This window comes from Janibacter endophyticus (assembly GCF_016888335.1).
Lineage (GTDB): Bacteria > Actinomycetota > Actinomycetes > Actinomycetales > Dermatophilaceae > Marihabitans > Marihabitans endophyticum.
Genome location: NZ_JAFEJG010000004.1, coordinates 1,954,323 through 1,973,243, shown reverse-complemented (window position 1 = coordinate 1,973,243; position 18,921 = coordinate 1,954,323). Strand labels below are relative to the sequence as shown.

At 72.9% G+C, this 18,921-nt stretch carries 17 protein-coding genes and 1 riboswitch; of the genes, 9 read left to right on the top strand and 8 right to left on the bottom strand.

The features are described from left to right. The first annotated feature begins 4 nt into the window (after positions 1-4). From JNO54_RS09505 to arfB, 3 genes are all read left to right on the top strand, one after another. Positions 5-337, top strand: coding sequence for a single-stranded DNA-binding protein (locus JNO54_RS09505; protein ID WP_204143685.1), 333 nt, complete (start codon positions 5-7; stop codon positions 335-337). A 498-nt stretch (positions 338-835) separates the two neighbouring features. After that, on the top strand, positions 836-1,603 hold the full coding sequence (locus tag JNO54_RS14810) for an alpha/beta fold hydrolase (protein ID WP_204143684.1): 768 nt from the start codon (positions 836-838) through the stop codon (positions 1,601-1,603). Beyond that, positions 1,596-2,051, top strand: a complete 456-nt coding sequence (arfB, locus tag JNO54_RS09495) for an alternative ribosome rescue aminoacyl-tRNA hydrolase ArfB (protein ID WP_204143683.1) — start codon at positions 1,596-1,598, stop codon at positions 2,049-2,051. The genes JNO54_RS14810 and arfB overlap by 8 nt, the downstream gene beginning before the upstream one ends. Positions 2,052-2,061: 10 nt before the next feature. Here the strand turns inward: arfB and JNO54_RS09490 are convergent, their stop codons facing one another. The 3 genes from JNO54_RS09490 to JNO54_RS09475 all read right to left on the bottom strand — a co-directional run bounded on the left by JNO54_RS09490 (position 2,062) and on the right by JNO54_RS09475 (position 3,814). Next, positions 2,062-2,469: a DUF309 domain-containing protein gene (locus JNO54_RS09490; RefSeq protein WP_204143682.1), complete on the bottom strand. Its 408-nt coding sequence runs from the start codon at positions 2,467-2,469 to the stop codon at positions 2,062-2,064. Next, entirely contained in the window at positions 2,466-3,392 is a 927-nt protein-coding gene (locus JNO54_RS14990) for a VOC family protein (RefSeq protein ID WP_307818148.1), read from the bottom strand. The genes JNO54_RS09490 and JNO54_RS14990 overlap by 4 nt, the downstream gene beginning before the upstream one ends. Positions 3,393-3,463: 71 nt before the next feature. Then, positions 3,464-3,814: a hypothetical protein gene (locus tag JNO54_RS09475; RefSeq protein WP_204143681.1), complete on the bottom strand. Its 351-nt coding sequence runs from the start codon at positions 3,812-3,814 to the stop codon at positions 3,464-3,466. A gap of 114 nt (positions 3,815-3,928) precedes the next feature. Between JNO54_RS09475 and tdh the strand changes: the two genes are divergently transcribed. The 3 genes from tdh to JNO54_RS09460 are packed head-to-tail and all read left to right on the top strand — an operon-like array spanning position 3,929 to position 6,955. After that, positions 3,929-4,966, top strand: a complete 1,038-nt coding sequence (gene tdh, locus JNO54_RS09470) for an L-threonine 3-dehydrogenase (RefSeq protein WP_204143680.1) — start codon at positions 3,929-3,931, stop codon at positions 4,964-4,966. 1 nt (position 4,967) lies between these two features. Then, positions 4,968-6,164, top strand: a complete 1,197-nt coding sequence (locus JNO54_RS09465; RefSeq protein WP_204143679.1) for a glycine C-acetyltransferase — start codon at positions 4,968-4,970, stop codon at positions 6,162-6,164. After that, positions 6,161-6,955, top strand: coding sequence for an NYN domain-containing protein (locus JNO54_RS09460; protein WP_204143678.1), 795 nt, complete (start codon positions 6,161-6,163; stop codon positions 6,953-6,955). Before JNO54_RS09465 ends, JNO54_RS09460 begins: the two co-directional genes overlap by 4 nt. On the opposite strand, the gene JNO54_RS09455 is transcribed toward JNO54_RS09460, so the two are convergent. Genes JNO54_RS09455 through JNO54_RS09445 form a run of 3 tightly spaced genes read right to left on the bottom strand, consistent with a single transcriptional unit; the run spans position 6,952 to position 9,098 of the window. Then, the gene (locus JNO54_RS09455; RefSeq protein WP_204143677.1) at positions 6,952-7,575 is read right to left on the bottom strand and encodes an L-threonylcarbamoyladenylate synthase; all 624 of its coding nucleotides are present in this window, start codon (positions 7,573-7,575) and stop codon (positions 6,952-6,954) included. The genes JNO54_RS09460 and JNO54_RS09455 overlap by 4 nt on opposite strands. A 10-nt stretch (positions 7,576-7,585) precedes the next feature. Then, the gene (locus tag JNO54_RS09450) at positions 7,586-8,626 is read right to left on the bottom strand and encodes an ArsO family NAD(P)H-dependent flavin-containing monooxygenase (protein WP_204143676.1); all 1,041 of its coding nucleotides are present in this window, start codon (positions 8,624-8,626) and stop codon (positions 7,586-7,588) included. Further along, positions 8,619-9,098: an OsmC family protein gene (locus tag JNO54_RS09445; protein WP_204143675.1), complete on the bottom strand. Its 480-nt coding sequence runs from the start codon at positions 9,096-9,098 to the stop codon at positions 8,619-8,621. The genes JNO54_RS09450 and JNO54_RS09445 overlap by 8 nt, the downstream gene beginning before the upstream one ends. 45 nt (positions 9,099-9,143) lie before the next feature. Here JNO54_RS09445 and JNO54_RS09440 point away from each other — a divergent pair, with 45 nt between their 5' ends. Next, positions 9,144-9,758, top strand: a complete 615-nt coding sequence (locus JNO54_RS09440; RefSeq protein WP_307818147.1) for a histidine phosphatase family protein — start codon at positions 9,144-9,146, stop codon at positions 9,756-9,758. A 6-nt stretch (positions 9,759-9,764) separates the two neighbouring features. On the opposite strand, the gene JNO54_RS09435 is transcribed toward JNO54_RS09440, so the two are convergent. Further along, complete coding sequence (locus tag JNO54_RS09435; protein WP_204143673.1) at positions 9,765-11,249, bottom strand: glutamate-cysteine ligase family protein; 1,485 nt, start codon at positions 11,247-11,249, stop codon at positions 9,765-9,767. Between the two features lie 96 nt (positions 11,250-11,345). On the opposite strand from JNO54_RS09435, the gene JNO54_RS09430 reads away from it, so the two are divergent. Both JNO54_RS09430 and JNO54_RS14985 read left to right on the top strand, forming a co-directional pair. Beyond that, positions 11,346-12,533: an exonuclease SbcCD subunit D gene (locus tag JNO54_RS09430; protein ID WP_204143672.1), complete on the top strand. Its 1,188-nt coding sequence runs from the start codon at positions 11,346-11,348 to the stop codon at positions 12,531-12,533. Further along, entirely contained in the window at positions 12,530-15,658 is a 3,129-nt protein-coding gene (locus JNO54_RS14985; protein WP_204143671.1) for an AAA family ATPase, read from the top strand. Before JNO54_RS09430 ends, JNO54_RS14985 begins: the two co-directional genes overlap by 4 nt. A 143-nt stretch (positions 15,659-15,801) precedes the next feature. Here the strand turns inward: JNO54_RS14985 and gcvP are convergent, their stop codons facing one another. Next, positions 15,802-18,714, bottom strand: coding sequence for an aminomethyl-transferring glycine dehydrogenase (gcvP, locus tag JNO54_RS09420; RefSeq protein WP_204143670.1), 2,913 nt, complete (start codon positions 18,712-18,714; stop codon positions 15,802-15,804). A gap of 73 nt (positions 18,715-18,787) precedes the next feature. Then, positions 18,788-18,884, bottom strand: a riboswitch (glycine riboswitch). Positions 18,885-18,921: the final 37 nt, after the last annotated feature.

Genomic DNA, 18,921 nt, shown 5'->3' with positions numbered 1-18,921 from the left:
TGTTATGTCAACCAAACCACGGTCTGCGGCCGACGAGGGGGAGGACGTCAACGAGGTGCACCTCGTGGGCCGGGTCAGCGGAGACCCCGAGGAGAAGGAGCTGCCCAGCGGCGACGCCCTCGTCACCTTCCGGCTCGTCACGTCTCGTCGCCGGGGCGAGCCGGTCGACACGATCGACGTCGCGTGCTGGTCCGCCGGCGCTCGTCGCTCGGCGCAGCGTCTGGGCGACGGCGACCGCGCCGAGGTCCAGGGGGCGCTGCGCCGGCGGTTCTTCCGGACGCCCGGTGGGGCGGTGAGCCGCTACGAGGTCGAGGCCCGGCGGCTGCGCAAGGCGTAGGCCGCTCTCGCGCCCCGCCTGACCGATCCACGTTGTGCCGATAATCGACATTATGTCAGGTGAAGGGGTGGTGGACCGGTGCTTGATCGACCGCTCGCTCCCCCCACCTGGGCAGCGACGGTGGCGTTTCGTCCCACTTCCCCCCCTGTGGTTCAGTGGATCGAACCGGGCGTCGAGCACCGACCGCGATATGCCTCTGCCGATGACAGTGTCGTGTCCAGGAAGCCCGGCCGACCTTGACAACACGGGCTCATGCAGCGCCCGGCCGGGAAAACCGCACTTGACCAGGAAACCGCTTCGCGGCCTGGATACTTCGCGGTCCACCCCAGCTTTGTCGGCCACGTCGGGGTTTCCCGGCCCAAGCACGCCCATGCCGCGGTCAGAGCCCACGAGACGTCACGGCGAGCTCGAAGCGTGACGATCCCAGTCCGAGATCGGGATCCCGGGTGGACAGGTCACGGCCGCTCCCCCCTCCGCCGTCGTGCCACACTCCCGAGCGTGCGACAGCCATCGGCCACGATCGAGCACCGACGCGAGCGCGTCGGTGGGCTGCGGACCGCCTGGGTGGAGCGTCACGCCGATGTCGCCACCTCGCGCGTCCCGCTCGTGCTCGTGCCCGGGCTGTCGATGTCCTGGCAGGCATACCGCTGGGTGCTCGACGCCCTCCCGACGGATCGGGACGTCATGGTCGTCGATCCTCCGGGCGCCGGTCGCAGCGCCCGCCTCCGGGGCGGCATGAGCGCCGGTGCCCAGGCCCGCCACCTCGCTGCCTGGCTGGACCATCTCCAGCTGCCGGGGCTCGACCTCGTCGGCCACTCGCTCGGTGCGCTCACAGCCGCCCGGCTCGCTGCTGCCCGCCCGGAGCTGGTGCGCGCCGTCACGCTCGTGTCGCCCTCGCCGGACCCCCGCATGCCGCGGCTGCGCGAGCATGTCGGCGCCCTCGCCGCCGGAGTCCCGCAGGAGGCCCCCCGCGTCCTGGTGCAAGCGGCCTACGACTACGTGCGCTCGAGCCCCCGGGTGGTCGCCGGATTCCGTCGCGAGATCGGCACCACCGCCGACGAGGTGATGGAGGGCGTCCGGGCCACGGTGCTCGTCGTCCGCGGCTCCGAGGACCGAGTGTCCAGCGAGCGCTGGTGCGGCGACCTCGCCGAGGCCGGCGGCGGGCGACTCGTCACGGTGCCCGACGGCGCGCACGGACTCCCTCAGCAGCACCCGCGAGAGCTCGTGGCGCTCCTCGACGACCGCTCGACAGATCGTCATGGCTGACCTCGGAGACCTCCAGGTCCCGCCAGGACCGGGCATCCCCGGCGGCCTCGTCATCCCCGCGGCGGACCTCGTCGAACGCTTCTCCCGCGCCTCCGGCCCCGGAGGGCAGGGCGTCAACACCACCGACTCGCGGGTGCAGCTCTCGCTCGACCTGGCCGCGAGCACCGCACTCACCGACGCGCACCGTCAGCGAGCGCTGCGCCGGCTCGAGATCCGGCTCGTCGGGACCACCCTCACCGTCGACGCGTCGGAGCACCGATCGCAGCGGCGCAACCGGGTCGCCGCCCGCGAGCGGCTCGCGGCACTGCTGCGGGAGGCGCTCGCCCCGCCTCCCCCGGCCCGCCGCCCGACCCGGCCGACGAAGGGCTCCCAGCGGCGCCGGCTCGAGGCGAAACGTCAGCGCTCGGCGACCAAGGCCCGGCGCGGGCGGCCCCGCGCCGAGGACTGACGGGTCGCGCTCACGACGCGCGTGCGCAGCGCAGGACCTCGGTGAGGTCGAGGCCGTAGGTCTCCCCGCTCCCCCGGCCGTACTCCTCGACCCGGTCGCTGCCCCGCTGCAGCAGCCGGCGGCCTCCGACCTCGTTGCCCCGTGCGAGATGCGTCAGACCGACACAGATCTGCGCGAGCCCCTGCCACAGGTCGCGCTCAGCCCCGGGTGCCGCCTTCCACCGGGCCTCGAGCACCTCGTGGGCCGAGAACGGGCGCCCCTCGTCGAGCAGGCGGCGGGCCTCGGCGATCGTCTCGAGCGGGGGCAACGGGTCCTCGCTCACCGGTTCGACCCCCTTCGCCCCGTAGGGCAACGGACGCCCGAGGGCGTCTCGAGGACGCGCCTGGCGGGCCCGTCCAGCGTCGTCCCGGTCCCTCATGCGCGCATCTCGTCGGGCAGCTGCAGCGCGACGACGCGCCCCTCGGCGACGACCGAGCCGGCGGCCTCCACGGTGAGCAAGACGGTGACCTTGCGCCCCTTGAGCTCCTCGATCCGCCCGGTGACCACGAGCTCCTCCCCCATCGGGGTCGGCCGCACGTAGCGGACCTCGAGGGTCCCGGTGACGAACCGCAGGGCACCCTCGGCCTCGAGGTCACGCCCCGCGGCGTGGGTCGCCGCGAGCGCGGCCGATCCGGTGCCGGAGCAGTCGACGACCGAGGCGACGAGCCCGCCGTAGACGTAGCCCGGCATGGCAGTCTGCTCGGCGCCGGGGACGAAGCGGGTGACCGTCTCGGTCCGGGACTCCCCCGCCCACCGGGTCTTCAGCTGGTGACCCTGCGGGTTGCGCGCACCGCACCCGTAGCAGTGCGCGGCGTCCTCCGGGTAGTGGTCCTGGACCGCGGGTGCCACCCCGGCCACGGGCGAAGGGGTGCGGGCGGCCAGCCATCGTCGGCTCTGGGTCACGAGATCATCACCCAGGGGCGAGGGATCGTGCGCGACCTCCCAGCGGTAGCCGTCGGGGTCGGCGAAGTAGCCCGAGTAGCCGCCCCACTCACGCTGCTCCCCCGGGGTGACCGGGGCGCCCGCGGCGGCTGCCCCGGCCAGCACCTCGTCGACCTCCGCCGGGCTGAGGACGTTGTGCGCCAAGGTGATCGGCGCCAGGCCGGTGCTGGGCTCCCCCACCTCCGCGGTGAATCCTGCCCGCGACCAGAGCGACAGCACGAGCCCGTGGCCGACGGGGAGGAAGAGCACCTCCCCGGGCGCCTCGAACACCGGCTGCCAGCCCAGCCCGTCGACGTAGAAGGCCCTCGATCGGTCGACGTCCTCGACGGCGAGGGTGACGAAGTTCGCGCGCTGCTCCATGCGGGCACGCTACTGCCGGCAGCGAGCCAGGGGTTGGGCTCGACGGTGCATGGCTGACGCTACCGGCGCGGCTACGTCCCGGAGGCGAAGGCCGCGAACGAGGCGAGCCAGACGAGGAAGAGACCGACGAACATCACGACGACGAAGGCCAGCAGCAGCGTGCCGACGATCCCGAGGATGCGCCCGACGTTCACCCAGTCGCGGCGGCCGTAGCGCCCCGGCTGCGCGTCGATCTCCCGGAGCGCCTGGGCCCCGAGGTACCACGCGACCGGCGCGGTGAAGGGAACCATCGAGACCCCGAGGATCCCGAGGACGAGGACCGTGAGGGCCTGCGGGTGGTCGGGTGGCAGCGGGGCGAAGGGGTAGGCCGGCGGGGGGCCGGAGGCAGGCGGCCCAGCGATCGGCGTGGTGGGCTCGGTCATGCCCCGACCCTACGGTCCCCGCTGCCGACCGGCCAGGGGGCGGACCCCCCTTCGCGCTACCGTGACCCAGGTCTCGACCGAGACCGTCCCGCGACCCAGGAGGGAGCTCCACCGATGCGTGCCCTCGTCAAGACCCGCCCCGGACCGGGCCTGGAGATGATCGACGTCCCCGAGCCCACGCCCGGACCGCGGGAGGTGAAGATCCGGGTCCTGCGTGCCGGTCTGTGCGGCACCGACCTGCACCTCCACGACTGGGACCCGTGGGCCGCCGAGACGGTGCGGACCCCGATGATCCTCGGGCACGAGTTCAGCGGCATCGTCGCCGAGGTCGGCCCCGACGTCACCGACGTCGAGGTCGGCCAGCTCGTCTCCGGGGAGGGACACATCGTCTGCGGCCGGTGCCGCAACTGCCGCGCCGGCCGTCGCCACCTGTGCATCAACACCCAGGGCATCGGGGTCAACCGGGACGGGGCCTTCGCCGAGCACGTCGTCATCCCCGCGAGCAACGTCTGGGTCCAGCCCGAGGACTTCGACCCCGACCTCGCCGCGGTCTTCGACCCGCTCGGCAACGCGACCCACACGACCCTCTCCTTCCCCCTCGCCGGTGAGGACGTGGTCGTCACTGGCGCCGGGCCGATCGGTGTCATGGCCGTGGCGATCGCCCGGCACGTCGGGGCGCGCTACGTCGCCGTCACCGACCTCTCCGGGGAGCGCCTCGCGCTCGCCCGGGCAGCGGGCGCCGACATCTGCGTCAACCCGGCCGAGGGCGACCTGCGTCAGGCGATGCGTGCCCTCGGGATGCGCGAGGGCTTCGACATCGGCCTCGAGATGAGCGGTGCTCCCCCGGCCGTCGCGTCGATGATCGACCACATGAACCACGGCGGCCGGATCGCGATGCTCGGCCTGCCCAAGGAGCCCTACCCGGTCGACTGGGGCAAGGTGATCACCCACATGATCACCATCAAGGGCATCTACGGCCGCGAGATGTACGACACCTGGTACGCCATGAGCTCGATGCTCTCGACCTCCCGCGCGCTGCGTGATGCCGTCACCTCGGTCATCACGCACCGCTTCCCCGCAACCGAGTGGCAGACCGCCTTCGACACCGCCCGCTCCGGGCAGTGCGGCAAGGTCGTCATGGACTGGAGCTGACATGTACGCGATCAAGGACGACCTGCGCAGCGAGCTCGACGAGATCGAGGCCGCCGGGCTGACGAAGACCGAGCGCCTCATCACCACGCCGCAGTCCGCGCACATCGCGACCGCCGCCGGGGAGGCGCTGAACTTCTGCGCCAACAACTACCTCGGGCTGGCCAACCATCCCGACGTCGTCGCGGCCGCCCGCGACGCGCTCGACGAGTGGGGCTTCGGCATGGCGAGCGTGCGCTTCATCTGCGGCACGCAGACCCAGCACCGAGAGCTCGAGGAGGCCATCGCCGACCTCGTGGGGACGGAGGACTCGATCCTCTTCCCATCGTGCTTCGACGCCAACGGTGGCATCTTCGAGGTCCTGCTCGGACCCGAGGACGTCATCATCTCCGACGCCCTCAACCACGCCTCGATCATCGACGGCGTGCGGCTGAGCAAGGCGCAGCGCCGTCGCTACGCGAACCGCGACATGGACGACCTGCGCACCCAGCTCGAGGAGGCCCGCGCCGGGGGTGCGCGGCGCATCCTCGTCGTCACCGACGGCGCCTTCTCCATGGACGGCTACCTCGCTCCCCTGGCGGAGATCTGCGACCTCGCCGAGGAGCACGGCGCCCTCGTCATGGTCGACGACTCGCACGCGACCGGCTTCGTCGGCGAGCACGGTCGTGGCTCGCACGAGGCGTGCGGGGTGATGGACCGCGTCGACATCGTCACCGGCACCCTCGGCAAGGCTCTCGGGGGCGGCAGCGGCGGCTTCGTCGCCGGGCCCCGGGAGGTCGTCGACCTGCTCAAGCAGCGGGCGCGCCCCTACCTCTTCTCCAACGCCGTCGCGCCGTCCGTCGTCGCCGGCTCGCTCAAGGCCGTCCACATCGCGCGCGGGTCCGACAAGCTGCGGCAGGTGCTGCGCCGCAACGCCGCCCTCTTCCGCGGGCTCATGACCGACGCCGGCTTCGAGCTGCTCCCCGGCGAGCACGCGATCGTCCCGGTGATGTTCCCCGGCGAGGAGGGCGCCCGGCAGGCGACCCAGGTGGCCGACCGCATGCTCGAGCTCGGGATCTACGTCATCGCCTTCTCCTACCCCGTCGTCCCGAAGGGGCAGGCCCGCATCCGGGTCCAGCTCTCCGCGGCACACTCCGAGGAGGACGTCCGGGCCTGCGTCGACGCCTTCGTCCAGGCCCGCGAGGAGGTGGCGCCCCGATGACCGCCGAGACCGACACCCGCGGCTCCGCCCGTATCGCCGTGCTCATCGACTGCGACAACGTCTCGGCCAAGCATGCCGGCGACATCCTCGAGGAGCTCGCGAAGTACGGCACCCCGACGGTCAAGCGTGCCTACGGCGACTGGACCACCTCGCAGCTCTCCGGCTGGAAGTCCGAGCTGCACCGCAACGCGATCCAGCCCGTCCAGCAGTTCGCCTACACCAAGGGCAAGAACTCCTCGGACTCCGCCCTGATCATCGACGCGATGGACCTGCTGTGGCAGGGCAACGTCGAGGCCTTCGCGCTCGTCTCCTCCGACTCGGACTTCACCCGGCTGGCCACCCGGCTGAGGGAGTCCGGGCGCCGGGTCTACGGGCTCGGGCTGCGCAAGACCCCGGAGTCGCTGCGTCGGGCGGTCGACCAGTTCATCTTCCTCGAGGTCCTGGGCGAGGAGTCCGCCGCGGACGAGGAGCCCACGCCGAGCGCGACGTCCGGCGCGGACGCGCCCGACGACGGCCAGAGCTCGAGCATCAACCTCCAGAGCGCTCTGACCAAGGCGATCAACGCGACCTCCAACGACGAGGGCTGGGCCTCCCTGGGCCAGGTCGGTCAGCACCTCGGCCGCGCGCACGCGGACTTCGACCCGCGCGACTTCGGTCACCAGAAGCTCAGCTCGCTCGTCGCGGAGCAGTCCTACCTCGAGACGCGGACGGCCGGTCCGCTCACCGAGGTGCGGCTGCGGGCGCGGCGGAGCACCCGCAGGGCCACCGGGCGCAGGAACGGCTCGGGCTAACCCTCGAAGGGGTCGGCGTCACCGGCTCCGTGGCGGGCCACCTCGGCCGTCCCGGAGCTGTAGTCGATGACCGTCGTCGGAGCGGTGCTCACCTCGCCGGCGTCGATGACGATGTCGACGGCGTGGTCGAGCTCCTCCTTGACGTCCCAGCCGAAGACCGGGGTCTCCTCATGGCCGGGCAGCAGCAGGGTGCTCGAGAGCAGCGGCTCGCCGAGCTCCTCGAGGAGGGCCTGGACGACGGGGTGGTCCGGGATGCGCACACCGACGGTCTTCTTCTTGGCGTGCAGCAGCCGCCGGGGCACCTCCTTCGTCGCCGGGAGGATGAACGTGTACGGCCCCGGGGTGGCCGCGCGGATCGCACGGAACATGTGGTTGTCGACGTGCACGAGCTGCCCCAGCTGGGCGAAGTCTCGGCACAGCAGCGTGTAGTGGTGCTTGTCGTCGAGCCGCCGGATGTCGCGGATCCGGTCCTTGATGGCCTGGTCGTCGAGCCGCCCGCCGAGGGCGTAGCCGGAGTCGGTCGGGAAGGCGACGAGGGCGCCCTCACGGATGCGCTGCGCGACCTGGGCGATGGTGCGTGCCTGGGGGTTGTCCGGGTGGACCTCGACGAAGGTGGCCATGCGGGTCAGCCTAGGGCCGAAGCTCTTCCTCCAGGGCGTCCACGAGGGCCCTGGCCGTCCGGCCCACGCCGATGAGCGTCGCCGACGCCGGCCCGGTCCAGTCCCCGTAGCCGACGAAGGAGACCCGAGGGTCCTTCGTCGACCGGTTGCCCTTGACCTCGGGGATCCCGTCCCGCGCTCGGAGGCGGAGGGATCGAAGGTGCCGCAGCGCGGGCCGGAACCCCGTCGCCCAGATCACGGCGTCCAGGTCGACGTGCGCCCGCCCGATGACGGCACCCGTCTCATCGAGACGGTCAGGCATCGCGCGCAGCCGCAGCGCCCCCTTCGCCCTGGCCTCCCGGACCGCCGGCATCGCGACGATGGTGCCGGAGAGCTCGGGCTCCTGCTCCGCGCTGCTCTGGACCCGGGCGGTCGCGCGCTGGAAGAGGTAGCGACCGTCGACCTCGTCCGGCAGGAAGCGCAGGCGGGTGGTCGAGCACAGGTGCACCTGCTCCGCCGTGCCGACGAGGTCGGCGGTGATCTGGACCCCGGAGTTGCCGCCGCCGACGACCGCCACCCGCTGCCCGGCGAAGGCCGCCGGGCCCTCGTAGTGGGCCGAGTGGATCTGCCGGCCGCGGAAGCGGCCCGCCCCCTCGACCATCGGGACGAAGGGGGCCCGCCACGTCCCGGTGGCGTTGATGACGTGGCGGGCGCGCACCTCTCCCCCGTCGGTGTGCACGCTCAGCCCGTCGACGTCGGCGCTCACGTCGGTGACGCGCACCGGGCGTCGGACCGGGACCTGGTAGCGCTCCTCGTAGTCCGCGAGGTACTCGAGGACGTGGCTGACCGGTGGGAAGACGTCCGGGTGCGGCGGCATCGTCCGACCCGGCAGCGACGAGTACGCCGACGGCGAGAAGAGGCGCAGCGAGGGCCACGTCCGGTGCCAGGCCCCGCCCGGCCGGTCCTGCTCGTCGAGGACGAGGTGGTCGATGCCGGCGCGGGAGAGCCAGTAGCTGCAGGCGAGCCCGGCCTGCCCCCCGCCGATGACGACGATGTCGGTGCGCTCAGCCATCCGTCCCCGGGAGGTCCGCCGCACGCATCGTGATCGGGGTGCCGAGCTGGACGGTCCGCGAGACCGTGCAGAGCCGGTCGCGCGACTGCTCGACGGCTCGCGGGAGCGCCGCCCGGGCTCGGTCGCCGTCCTCCCCCTCGGGGAAGCGCAGGGTGAAGGTCACCTCGAGGTCGCTCATGTGGTTGCCCGACTCCGGGGTCGACGCCTTGACGCCGCTCACCTGCACGTCGAAGGCCTCGGGCTCGGCGCGGCGGCTCGTGATGTGGTCGACGTCGACCGCGCTGCAGCCGGCGATCGCCGCGAGGAGCAGCTCGACCGGGGTGAAGCTGTCGTCGTCCCCCGCAGCGAGGCGGATCTCCCCGCCGCGCGCGTTGCGGGCGGTGTAGTGCCCGAGGGAGGTGCGGGTCAGGGTGACCTCTCGATAGCCGGTGCCCGTCCCTCCGGTGGCCTCTGCGCCGTCCTGCTGAGCCATCCTCGTCCCCTCCGTCGCTGGGTGCTGCTTCCTATGATGCCCATCATGACCTCTTCCGCCGGCCGGCTGGTGCTCGTCCGTCACGGCCAGACCGAGTGGAGCCGGGACGGGCGCCATACCGGGCTGACCGATCTGCCCCTCCTGCCCGAGGGCGAGGAGGACGCGAGGTCGCTCGCCGAGCACCTGGCGCGCTTCCCCTTCGCCCGCGTGCTCACCTCCGACCTCGGTCGGGCGCGCCGGACGGCCGAGCTGGCCGGCCTCGAGGGCGAGGTCGACGTGGACCTGCGGGAGTGGGACTACGGAGCGGCCGAAGGGAGGACGACGGCCGAGATCCGCGAGGAAGAGGGACCGTCGTGGACGGTCTTCGACGGGGTGTCCCCCGGCGCGTCCCCTGGGGAGACCGTCGAGGAGGTCGCGGCGCGCGCCTCGCGGGTGCTGGCCCGGGTCCGACCGAACGTCGAGGAGGGACGGGACGTGGCTCTCGTGGGTCACGGCCACGCGCTGCGGATCCTGACGGCGGTGTGGCTCGGCCACGCACCCCGGCTCGCAGCGCAGCTCGTGCTCGACGCGGGCGCCGTCTCGATCCTCGGGTTCTACCGCGAGGACCCGTGCGTCATCGCGTGGAACGTCCCCGTCGGTGGGCTCGCCGCGCTCGTCTGACGCCCGTCAGCCGGGCAGCGGCCAGGTGTGGACGGGCTCGTTGGTGTGCATGTGCTCGACGTACCGCTCGAGCATCTGGGCCAGCGCCTCCCTCCGGTCGGCCCCGCGCTCCTCGAGCCGCTGGACGCACGACGTCTGCCAGGCGGCGCCGTTCTGGCCCGTCGTGCAGCGCCCCTCGATGACGCTGAGGTAGCGGTCGCAGACCGACTGCGAGACGCCCCAGTCCTCCAACCCTTTCGCCGCCAGCGGCAGCAGGTGACGCAGCGTGAGCTCGTCCGCCCCGACCTCTCCCTGACCCGGCCAGTAGAGGCGGGCGTCCAGCCCGTCCCTGGCGGCCGCGTCGAAGTTCGCCCGGGCCGCGACGAAGGAGAGCCTCGTCCACACCGGACGCTCCTCGGTCGCGAGGGTGCGGACGAGGCCGTAGTAGAAGGCGGCGTTGGCCAGCACGTCGACGATCGTCGGGCCGGCCGGCAGCACACGGTTCTCGACGCGGACGTGCGGGCCTCCGTCCGCGATGTCGTAGATCGGCCGGTTCCAGCGGTAGACGGTGCCGTTGTGCAGGTTGAGCTCGGCGAGCCTCGGCGTGCCGCCCTCCTCGAGGACCGCGACGGGGTCCTCGTCGGTGGACTCGGCGAGCAAGGCCGGGAAGTAGCGGACGTTCTCCTCGAAGAGGTCGAAGATCGAGGTGATCCACCGCTCGCCGAAGAAGACGCGCGGGCGGACGCCCTGGTTCTTCAGCTCGATCGGCCGGGTGTCGGTGGCCTGCTTGAAGAGCTCGATCCGGGTCTCGGCGTGCAGCCGCCGGCCGAAGAAGAAGGGTGAGTTCGCGGCGAGCGCGACCTGCGGCGCGCTGACGGCCTGCGCGGCGTTCCAGTGGTCGGCGAAGTCGCCCGGGCTGACCTGGAGGTGGAGCTGGACCGAGGTGCAGGCGGACTCGGGGGCGATGGAGTCGGCGAAGGTGTGCACGCGCTCCCCCGTCGGCCCCTCGATGTCGATGGCGATGTCCTCGCCGCGCGCGACGAAGATCGAGTCGTTGAGCGCCGTGTAGCGGTTGTTGCGGCTGATCCACTCGCCCTGGAAGTGCTCCGGCCGGATCGTCGGGAGGATGCCGATGGCGACGATCCGGCTGCCCCGGCTGCGGGCCCGCTGGTCGGCCTCGTCGAGCGAGCTGCGCAGCTCGGTCTCGAGGCCGAGCGCCGAGTCGCCGGGCAGCGGCCGCGGCGCGACGTTGAGCTCGATGTTGAACCGTGCGAGCTCGGTCTGGAAGTCGGGGTCGTCGATCGCCTCGAGCACCTCGGCGTTGGCGAAGGCCGGGTCGTGGTCCTCGTCGATGAGGTTGAGCTCGATCTCCAGCCCGGTGAGGGGACGCTCGGCCTCGAAGTGGGCCTCGGCGAGCATCCGCTCGAAGACGTCGAGGTTCTGGTGGACCTTCTCGCGGTAGCGCTGGCGCTCCTCGCGCGTGTAGCTCTGCGCGGCGACTTCCTTGCCCACGGGTCCTCCTCGGTCGGGACCCTAGCCAAGCACAGATCTGGCCCCGGACGGCGCGCGTCCGCAGCGTTGTCGGTGCTCGCTCGTAGCGTGAGGGCCATGAGGTTGATCCACACGTCCGACTGGCACCTGGGCCGCTCCTTCCACGGGGTGGGTCTGCTCGGTGCCCAGTCGGCCTACCTCGATCACCTTGTCGACGTTGTCCGGGACGAAGCGGTCGACGCGGTCGTCGTCGCCGGTGACGTGTACGACCGGGCGATCCCGGCACCCGATGCCGTGGAGCTGCTCTCCGAGAGCATCGTCCGGCTGCGTGAGGCCGGTGCCGAGGTGGTCATCGCCCCGGGCAACCACGACTCGGCTCGCCGGCTCGGTTTCGGCTCGGTCATCCTCGAGCGGGCCGGCGTGCACATCCGCACCGGCATCGAGGACATCGGCCGGCCCGTCCTCGTCGGCGGTGCGGCGATCTACCCGCTCCCCTACCTCGACCCCGCGTCGTGCACCGTCACCGACGGGCTCGGCGTCTCGGTCCGCAGCCACGCGGCCGTGCTCGGGGCGGCGATGGGACGGGTGCGCGCCGACGCTGCCGGACGCGGTCCGCAGACCGTCGTCGCGGCCCACTGCTTCGCCTCCGGGGGCACGGTGTCCGACTCGGAGCGCGACATCACCGTCGGCGGGGTGTCGATGGTGCCGGCCGGCATCTTCTCGGGTGTGGCCTACACCGCGCTCGGGCACCTGCACCGGCCGCAGGAGATCGCCCCCGGGGTGCGCTACTCCGGCTCCCCCGTGGCGATGTCCTTCTCCGAGGCAGGGCACACGAAGGGCTCGCTCCTCGTGGACCTCGCTGTGGACGGCGCCGTGCGGGTCGAGCAGGTCGACGCTCCCGTCGAGCGGCCGGTCGCCGTCCTCCGGGGCACCCTCGACGAGCTCCTCACCGATGCCCGGCACGTCCACGCCGAGCAGTCCTACGTCCAGGCGACGCTCACCGACGCCGTGCGCCCTCGACGGGCCATGGACCAGCTCCGCCGCCGCTTCCCCTTCGCCCTCTCGCTCCAGCTCGACCCGGTCGCTGCCCCGACGCCTGTGCGAGCCCGCGCGACGACGGTCAGCGGACGCCCGAGCATCGAGGTGTGCACCGACTTCGTCGCGGCGATGCGGCCCGGGCGCCCGGCGGGCGAGGCCGAGCGAGCGCTGCTCGTCGAGGCGCTGGAGGGGTCGCGGGCCCGCCGCAGCCGCGCCGACGACGAGGGTCAGGCGGGCGGGGCAGACGCCACGCGGGGTGCGGCGTGAGGGTCCACCACCTCGAGGTCACCGCCTTCGGTCCCTTCGCCCAGACGCAGAGCATCGATCTCGACGGGCTCGGCGAGGCCGGGCTCTTCCTCATCTCGGGCCCGACCGGCTCGGGCAAGACGAGCCTGCTCGACGCGATCTCCTTCGCCCTCTTCGGGAGCGTCCCGGGCACCCGGGTCCCGAAGACCCTGCGCAGCCACCACGCGGACCCCGACGTCGCACCCCAGGTGCTGCTCGAGGTGACGCTGAGCGGGCGCCGGTTCCGCATCCGGCGCTCTCCCTCCTTCACCCGCCCGGGCCGCAAGACGGCCGTCCAGGCGTCGGTGACGCTCGACGAGCTCGTCGACGGGTCCTGGGCACACCTGACCGCGCGGCTCGACGAGGCCGGGCGCATCCTCGAGGACGTGCTCGGCATGACCGCGGCGCAGTTCCACCGGGTCGTCGTGCTCCCGCAGGGCGACTTCGCGGCCTTCCTCCACGCGAGCAACGACGACCGTGGCGAGCTGCTGCGCAAGCTCTTCGACGTCGACACCTTCGCCGACGTCGAGGCGTGGCTCGTCGAGGAGCGCAAGCGGCTCGCCTCGGCCGCCCGCGACGCCGGCCACGACGTGGAGCGCGTCCGGCACTCGCTCGTCCGGGTGCTGAGCACTCTCCCCGCCGAGGACGACGAGGCAGCGCAGGCCGGGGGTGACGGATGGTCCTCCCTCGTCGGGGACGAGCTCCTGGCAGCCGTCGCGCAGGTCGACGAGCGGGTCCAGCAGCAGGCGACCACCGCGCTGGCCGACGCTGACAGCACCGATGTCGCCCACCGCACGGCGGAGCGGGTGCTCGCCGAGGCCCGGACCCGGGCGGAGCGTCACGATCGGGGCCTTGCCGCGCAGTCCGCGCTGGTCGAGCTGGAGAGCACCGCCGACGAGCAGCAGGCACGTCTCGAGCGGCTCGACCTCGCCGAGCGGGCCGGCCGGGCGCTCGCCCACCAGGCGGCGCTCGAGCGCGCCGAGACCCACCTCGGCCGGATCCAGGCCGAGACCGACCGCGCCGCCACCTCGGCCGGCACCGGGCTCGCCGGGCTAGACAACGACGGGCTGGCCGCATGGCTCAGACGGCTCGCGGAGCACGACCCGACGGTCGACGAGCTCCCCCACGAGGGACGCCGGTGGCAGGAGAGCCTGCAGCGGCTGCCACAGCTGGCGACCGACGTCGATGGCGTCACGGCAGGACTCGCCGCGCTCACGGACGAGCGCACGCGCATCGCGGAGCGTCTCGATGCGGCGACCGTGACCCGCGAGGAGGCTCGTGCGGCCGCCGCCGACCTCGACCGGCTCACCGGCGAGGCCCGCACCCTGGCCACCCTCGTCGCGACCCGCACCGAGCTCGACGACCTCACCACCGTGACCCTGCCCGCGGCCGCGGACCTCGTCCGCGACGCCCGAGACCGGGCCCAGGCGGCGCGCGAGCGTCATCAGGACCTCATCCGGCAGCGCCTCGACGACATGGCGGGCGAGCTGGCCGAGGGTCTCTCCCCCGGTGACCCGTGCCTCGTCTGCGGCTCGCCGGAGCACCCCGAGCCGGCTCAGCGCCGCAGCCGGATCGACGACGCCGTCCTCGAGTCCGCCGAGGGGGCCTGGCGCGACGAGCTCGCGGCGGTCGACGCCGCGCAGGCCTCCCTCGCAGCGTGCCAGGCCCGGGCCTCCCAGCTGACGCAGGCCCTGGCCGCGGAGCCTCGCGAGCGCGCTGCCCTCCTCCGCGACGCCGAGATCCTGGCGCGCGAGGTGGAGCAGGTGCGGTCCGTCGCGGCGACGATCCCCGAGACCGAGTCCCTGCTCGCCGAGCTCGCGGCGGAGCGCGCCGGCCTCGAGGCCCGGGAGGAGGCCCTGACCGCCCGGCTCCACCGCAGCAGCGGGCTGCTCGAGACGGAGCAGGCCCGGGCCGCGGCGAGCGCGGATGCGGTCGCACGGCTGCTCGCCGAGCACGCCGGCTGCCCCTGCCTGCACGACCTCGACGCCCCCGAGTCGGACGGAGGCGCCGATCCTGAGGCGGGACCTGCCGCGGCGCACGCACGATCCGAGGGGGCCGCGTCGGAGGCAGCGGCGCTCGCTCGCGCCGTGGCGGCTCGGAGCACCCACGACGCCGCGGGGGCACGCGCACGCGCGCTCCAGGAGTCGCGGCGGGCCCTCGCCGCCGCCGATGCGCTCGTCACCGAGGCGACGGACGCCCGTGACCGTGCGCTGGCAGCCGAGCGCATCGACACCGTCGCCGCGGCGGCGGCCGCGGTCCTCGACGCGGCGACGCGGGAGCAGATCGCCCAGCAGGCGGGCGGCTACGCCGAGCGGCGCGCCGTCGTCACCGACGTCCTCGCGGACCCCGACGTCGCTGCCGCACTCGAGCAGCCGCGGCCCGACGTCGACGGACTCACCCTGGCCCTCGAGCACGCGCGGACCCGGTGGCAGGGCGCGGCGACGCTCCTCGGTCAGGTCCAGCACGCCGCGCGTGAGGTCGCCGAGCACCGCAAACAGCTGGCCGAGCTCGTCGCCGAGAGCGGCCCGCTGACCGCGCGGCTCGAGCTCGTCACCGAGCTCGCCGGCCTTGCCTCCGGCCGCGGCGACGACAACGCCGACGGCATCTCGCTGACCACCTACGTCCTCGCCGTGCGGCTCGAGCGCATCGTCGCCCTGGCCAACGAGCGACTCTCGACCATGGCCGACGGCCGCTACGAGCTCGAGGTCGACCACGGCCGCAGCGACAAGCGCTCCCGGGGCGGCCTTGGGCTCCAGGTCCTCGACCAGTGGACCGGCAGCCACCGCCCCGCGACCACGCTCTCCGGCGGAGAGACCTTCATGGTGTCCCTCGCCCTGGCGCTCGGTACCGCCGACGCCGTCCGTGAGGAGTCGGGCGGGATCGACCTGCAGACCCTCTTCATCGACGAGGGCTTCGGCAGCCTGGACGACGCGGCGCTCGAGCAGGTGCTCACCGTCCTCGACGACCTGCGCAGCGGCGGACGATCGGTCGGGGTCATCTCCCACGTCGCCGACATGCGCCAGCGCATCCCGGCGCAGCTGAGGGTCACCAAGACCGCGAGCGGGTCGAGCGTCGACGTCACCCTCGACGTCGAGGACGCCGCCTGAGCCCATCCGGACACGGCTCCTCGGACTGGCCTACCGGCCCGGTGACGAGCCTGCGACCGAGGGTGGCGACGATGATGCCGAGTGGCTCGTGCCTCACGACCGGGACGGATCTGCCGCCCTCGCCGACCCGGCCGACCACCCGCTCAGGACATCTCGGCGAGCTCCTCGGGCGACGGGCACGAGCACACGAGGTTGCGGTCGCCGTAGGCGCCGTCGATCCGGCCGACCGGCGGCCAGTACTTGTCGGCCGCGCCGACGCCGCCCGGGAAGACCGCGGTGGCCCGGTCGTACGCCCGGTCCCACTCCCCGACGAGGGTCTCCGCCGTGTGCGGGGCACCGCGCAGGACGCTGGACTCCACCCCTTCGCCCGCGGCCGCCTCGTCGATCTCCCGACGGATCTCGATCATCGCGTCGCAGAAGCGGTCGATCTCGCCCTTGTCCTCGCTCTCGGTCGGCTCGACCATGAGCGTCCCCGCGACGGGGAAGGACATCGTCGGGGCGTGGAAGCCGTAGTCGATGAGCCGCTTCGCGACGTCGTCGACGGTCACTCCCGTGTCCTTGGTGAGCGGACGCAGGTCGAGGATGCACTCGTGCGCGACGATGCCGTCCTGGCCGCTGTAGAGCACCGGGTAGCTGTCCCGGAGGCGGGCAGCGATGTAGTTGGCGTTGAGCACCGCCACCTCGGTCGCGCGGGCCAGCCCGGCCCCACCCATGAGACGCACGTACGCCCACGAGATCGGGAGGATGTCCGCCGAGCCGTACGGGGCCGCGGAGACCGGACCGACCCCCGTCTCGGGGCCCGCCTCGGGTGCCAGCGGGTGGTTGGGCAGGTACGGCGCGAGGTGCTCGCGCACCGCGACCGGGCCGACCCCGGGGCCGCCGCCGCCGTGCGGGATGCAGAAGGTCTTGTGCAGGTTGAGGTGGCTGACGTCCGCGCCGAACCTGCCCGGCTGGGCGAGCCCGACGAGCGCGTTGAGGTTGGCACCGTCGACGTAGACCTGACCGCCCGCGTCGTGGACCATCGCGCACAGGTCACTGATGGTGTCCTCGTAGACGCCGTGCGTCGACGGGTAGGTCACCATGATCGCCGCGATGCGGTCCTCGTGCTCGACGATCTTGTGCTTGAGGTCGTCCATGTCGACGTTGCCGGTGATGGTGTCGGTCTTGACGACGACGACCTTCATGCCCGCCATGACCGCGGAGGCCGCGTTGGTGCCGTGGGCGCTCGACGGGATGAGGCAGATCGTCCGCTCGCTGTCACCGCGCGACGCGTGGTATGCACGGATGGCCAGCAGGCCCGCGAGCTCGCCCTGCGAGCCGGCGTTGGGCTGGAGCGAGACCGCGTCGTAGCCGGTGATCTCGCACAGCCAGTCGGAGAGCTGGGCGATGAGCTCACGGATGCCGACGGTCTGGTCGGCCGGGGCGAAGGGGTGCAGCCCGGCGAACTCCGGCCAGGTGATGGCCGCCATCTCGGTCGTCGCGTTGAGCTTCATCGTGCACGAGCCGAGCGGGATCATCCCGCGGTCGAGCGCGAAGTCGCGGTCCGAGAGCCGACGCAGGTAGCGCAGCATCTGGGTCTCGCTGCGGTGCTCGTGGAAGACCGGGTGGGTGAGGTAGCCGCTCGTGCGGACGAGGTGCTCGGGCCAGCTCGGCTCGACGAGCTCGGCGCTCGAGCTGTCGACGACGGCCGGGCCCTCGGACTCGTCCGTCGACCCATCGCCGAAGGCCGAGGCCACGGCCGCGACCTCGGTCGGGTCGGTCGTCTCGTCGACGCTGAGGAGCACGGTGTCAGCGTCCTGGCGCCAGATGTTGACGCCGGCCTCCGCCGCGGCCGCGACGACCTCGTCCGCGCGACCGGGCACGACGACCCGCAGGGTGTCGAACCAGTGCCCCTCGGCGACCTCGGCACCGCGCTCCTGCAGCGCGTCGCTCAGGCTGCGGGCCGTGGAGTGCACCCGCTGCGCGATCCGGCGCAGCCCGTCGGGGCCGTGGTAGACGGCGTACATCGAGGCCATGACGGCGAGCAGGACCTGAGCGGTGCAGATGTTGCTCGTCGCGCGGTCGCGCCGGATGTGCTGCTCGCGGGTCTGCAGCGCGAGCCGGTAGGCCTGGTTGCCGGCCGAGTCCACGGACACGCCGACGAGGCGGCCCGGGAGCGAGCGCTCAAGCCCTTCGCGGACCGACATGTATCCGGCGTGCGGGCCACCGAAGCCCATCGGCACCCCGAAGCGCTGGGTCGTGCCGACCGCGATGTCCGCGCCCCACTCCCCCGGCGCCGTGAGCAGGGTGAGGGCGAGCAGGTCGGCGGCCGCAGCGACGAGCGCACCGCTCTCGTGGGCGGCCTCGGCCAGCGCACGCCAGTCATGGATCAGGCCGTCGGCCGCCGGGTACTGGACCATGACGCCGAAGACACCGCGACCGTCGGTGAGGCGCTCGAGGTCCTCGGTCGAGGTGACCTCACGCAGGTCGGCCGCGACGACGGAGATCCCGAGGGGGGTCGCCCGGGTCTCGATGACCGCACGCGTCTGCGGGAAGAGCCCCTCGTCGACGAGCAGGACCGCACCGTCCTTGACCTTCGAGGCGCGGCGCATGAGGGTCATCGCCTCGGCGGCGGCGGTGGACTCGTCGAGCAGGGACGCCCCGGAGATGCTCAGCGCGGTGAGGTCGCTGACGACCGTCTGGAAGTTCAGCAGGGCCTCGAGCCGGCCCTGGGAGATCTCCGGCTGGTACGGCGTGTAGGCGGTGTACCAGGCCGGGTTCTCGAGGACGTTGCGCTGGATGACCGGCGGCGTGATCGTGCCGTAGTAGCCGAGGCCGATCATGGAGGTGAGCACGGAGTTCTTCTCCGCGAGGCCGCGCAGCTCCTCGAGGACCGCCAGCTCGCTCGTCGCGGCCTCGACGTCGAGCGACCCGCTCATCCGGATCGCTCCGGGCACCGCGACGTCGCACAGCGCCTCGAGGCTCGGCTGTCCCACCGTCTCGAGCATCGCGTCGACGTCGTGGTCGCGCGGGCCGATGTGACGGCCGACGAAGTCGGGCAGAGACGGTGCAGTCATGAAGGCTCCCTAGGTGATCGAGGCACAGCAGGTACGCCTCCCCATCTGTCGCGCCGGGGCGCTCCAGAGATGCCTGATCCGCGGGGTCCGGGCGCCTGAGAGGTTCCGGGGAGTTTGCCCCTTCGGCGCCCCGTCGTCGTGCGACACGGGGACTCTCCCCCACGGGGTGTGCAGCGAGGCCGACAATATCAGCGCGCCGACGTTCCG

Excerpts from the sequence above, each read along its gene's own strand:
- arfB (WP_204143683.1), top strand. The coding sequence starts at position 1,596 with ATGGCTGACCTCGGAGACCTCCAGGTCCCGCCAGGACCGGGCATCCCC.
- JNO54_RS14990 (WP_307818148.1), bottom strand. The coding sequence starts at position 3,392 with ATGGAGCAGCGCGCGAACTTCGTCACCCTCGCCGTCGAGGACGTCGAC.
- JNO54_RS09445 (WP_204143675.1), bottom strand. The coding sequence starts at position 9,098 with ATGGCTCAGCAGGACGGCGCAGAGGCCACCGGAGGGACGGGCACCGGC.
- JNO54_RS09430 (WP_204143672.1), top strand. The coding sequence starts at position 11,346 with ATGAGGTTGATCCACACGTCCGACTGGCACCTGGGCCGCTCCTTCCAC.
- JNO54_RS09490 (WP_204143682.1), bottom strand. The coding sequence starts at position 2,469 with ATGAGGGACCGGGACGACGCTGGACGGGCCCGCCAGGCGCGTCCTCGA.
- JNO54_RS09455 (WP_204143677.1), bottom strand. The coding sequence starts at position 7,575 with ATGGCCACCTTCGTCGAGGTCCACCCGGACAACCCCCAGGCACGCACC.
- JNO54_RS09460 (WP_204143678.1), top strand. The coding sequence starts at position 6,161 with ATGACCGCCGAGACCGACACCCGCGGCTCCGCCCGTATCGCCGTGCTC.
- JNO54_RS09505 (WP_204143685.1), top strand. The coding sequence starts at position 5 with ATGTCAACCAAACCACGGTCTGCGGCCGACGAGGGGGAGGACGTCAAC.
- JNO54_RS09450 (WP_204143676.1), bottom strand. The coding sequence starts at position 8,626 with ATGGCTGAGCGCACCGACATCGTCGTCATCGGCGGGGGGCAGGCCGGG.
- JNO54_RS09475 (WP_204143681.1), bottom strand. The coding sequence starts at position 3,814 with ATGACCGAGCCCACCACGCCGATCGCTGGGCCGCCTGCCTCCGGCCCC.
- gcvP (WP_204143670.1), bottom strand. The coding sequence starts at position 18,714 with ATGACTGCACCGTCTCTGCCCGACTTCGTCGGCCGTCACATCGGCCCG.
- JNO54_RS09440 (WP_307818147.1), top strand. The coding sequence starts at position 9,144 with ATGACCTCTTCCGCCGGCCGGCTGGTGCTCGTCCGTCACGGCCAGACC.
- tdh (WP_204143680.1), top strand. The coding sequence starts at position 3,929 with ATGCGTGCCCTCGTCAAGACCCGCCCCGGACCGGGCCTGGAGATGATC.
- JNO54_RS09465 (WP_204143679.1), top strand. The coding sequence starts at position 4,968 with ATGTACGCGATCAAGGACGACCTGCGCAGCGAGCTCGACGAGATCGAG.